Raw genomic sequence first — 2,690 nt, 5'->3', positions numbered from 1 at the left:
ATTTTATACAAAGGTAAGCCAATGGTACAAAAAAACTACAAAGGAATTATGGTCTCTTCTGCTATTTATCCATTTATCAAACATATGCCTCTAGCAGAGGAATATCGTGTTCAGTTGGATCAGTTGCTTAAAAATTGGGACAATCTTTCGTTATTAAACGAGCTAAGTAATTCACAGACATATATTGGAGATACTCAACAAGCTTTTTCTTCACTTATTTCAGAGTTATTAAATCATTTATCTTTTGAGACGCTGACTAAAACATCTAATGAAATGGCTGCAAAAGCTCAAATCGCTGTCGATATCGTAATTCGAAATTTATATGAACGAACTGCTGATATCGGTTTTCTTGCAACGGATAAAGACATTAGATCCTTTTTAAAAAATACGGTATCCATCTATGATCCGAACTACAAAGAGGGCATTCATACTTTAAAAAGCCGTTTTCAAGAATATGTTGCAAAATACTCGGTGTATTATGATATTGTCCTATTTACCGCAAAAGGTGAAATTCTTCTGCGTCTTGATGAAACGTATAAAGATTTGTCAAAATCAAAAGATCCACTAATAAATCTTGTGATGAATACGCAAGATGATTTTGTAGAAAGCTATAGATATCATGACTTTTTGCCTAATTCAAAACAGTCTCTTGTATACGCGTATAAAGTTACTGAGACAAACGATAAAAACTCTCCGATTTTGGGAACACTGGCATTGTGTTTTCGCTTTAACGATGAAATGAAAGGGATTTTTGCCAATCTTGTTTCTACGGAGAATAAAGAGTGCATTATGCTGCTTGATAATACGGGAAAAGTGATTTCAAGCAGTGATCCCTACCATATTCCTTTAGACGCTACGGTAGAAATGAATTTACATAAGCCTTACAAACTTGTTTCCTTCGGCGGAAGAGAGTATTTGGCCAAAACATGTGAAACCAATGGTTATCAAGGGTTCAAAGGTTTGGGTTGGTTCGGACATATAATGGTACCGATCGAATACGCTTTTTCAGGAGAAAATGAACAAATTTTAGGGATTACAAAAGAAACATTATTGGGTATTTTGCAAAATGGAGAGAGTTTTTCTGATGAACTAAAAAATATTCCGAAACAAGCTGAACGAATTCAAAAAAATCTCAACAGAGCACTGTGGAATGGAAGTATTGCTCAAACAAAAGCAGAATCGGACAATAAAAAATTTGCACGCATACTATTGCAAGAAATTGGAAAAATAGGTGCACTAACCAAAAATATTTTTGATGCGTCCATTATAAATCTGACACAAACAATCGTCCTCAATAATACTACCGCTATTTCGTCGTTGATGATTGATATCATGGATAGAAATCTCTATGAGCGTGCAAATGATTGTCGCTGGTGGGCATTAACATCTGATTTTAGAAACATAATGAATAAATCAACAATCGATACGCAAGATAAAGGAGTATTGACGAATATTTTGTCTTATATCAACGGATTGTACACCGTATATAGCAATCTCTTTTTGTACGATGCTTATGGGGTTATTATCGCCGTCTCCAACCCAAACGAATCGTATCTGATCGGAAGAAAAGTGTCAAAACATTGGATTGATCAGACATTGCAGCTTCAAAATTCGGCGCACTATTGTGTTTCCAATTTTGAACAAAGCGATTTGTACCATAATGATTACACCTACATCTACAATGCAGCAATTCATCCTCTATCAAGTGAGGAGACAAAAGCGTTGGGTGGTATCGGAATCGTATTTAATTCAAGAAAAGAATTTTATGAAATGCTTTGTGATTCTCTTCCGAAAAATCTTACAGGGCAAATCAGAGAGGGTGCTTTCGGCTTATACTGTACAAAGGACAAAATCATCATCTCTTCGAGTAATGAAAATCATGCTGTCGGGAGCTTTTTTGAGCTTGACGACAAGTTTTTTAATCTGAGTAACGGAGAAAGCTACAGCGAAATTATTATCTATGAAGGGCACTATTATGCGGTTGGTGCAACATGTTCGCATGGGTATAGAGAATATAAGAGTGAAAATGATGCCTATCAAAATGATGTCATCGCTATTTTCTTTTCACTTATCAGTGATGCAAAAATGAATCTTTCAACATCTTCTAGCAATTTTGAAGTTTTTACACTTCCGGAAGATATTGCAGATAAAATGGAAATTGGAAGCTTTTGGATAGGGAATAGATGGTTGGGTGTCAATTTAAATGACATCGTTGAAACGGTCAGTGTCGAACAGTTGCAAGATTCATTAACCCTTGATAGTTCTTTCCATTTCAAAGGAACGCTGATCTATAAAGATAAAGTTGTTAGTGTCCTTGATTTAAAAGATTTCATCAAAGAGTGCAACGGAGCCTACAGCGATATCGTTATCGTGAAATATGTTTCAGAGCGGCAAGAACGCTATCTTGGGATATTGGTACATGCGTTGGGGGATATTACGGAAGTAGAAAGATGCTATATTACTCCAATGGATAAGTTTTTTGTATCCAATGGTGTTATTATGGACGGAATTGTAATCCCAAAAAATTCTGCACATAACGATCAAGCATTAACATTGCTGAACATTGAAAAAATCGGAAAAGAACTTGTTATTCAGACAAGTTCATCTTCTAAATAATCTTAATTTTAACGTATCTGAATGCCTGATTTGTTTAGGCATTCATAAAGCTTCAAAAATAAGTCATATAATAG

At 35.1% G+C, this 2,690-nt stretch carries 1 protein-coding gene; it reads left to right on the top strand.

Annotated features, from left to right (window positions below):
* Positions 1–2,616 (top strand): chemotaxis protein CheW (locus CJD30_RS11455; protein WP_294919262.1); only part of this gene is annotated, 2,616 nt, incomplete at its 5' end.
* Positions 2,617–2,690: the final 74 nt, after the last annotated feature.

It is taken from the genome of Sulfuricurvum sp. PD_MW2 (genome assembly GCF_002633015.1).
Taxonomy (GTDB): Bacteria; Campylobacterota; Campylobacteria; order Campylobacterales; family Sulfurimonadaceae; genus Sulfuricurvum.
Note: the sequence above shows the minus strand (reverse complement) of the source record. Positions and strands in the feature narration are given on the sequence as shown.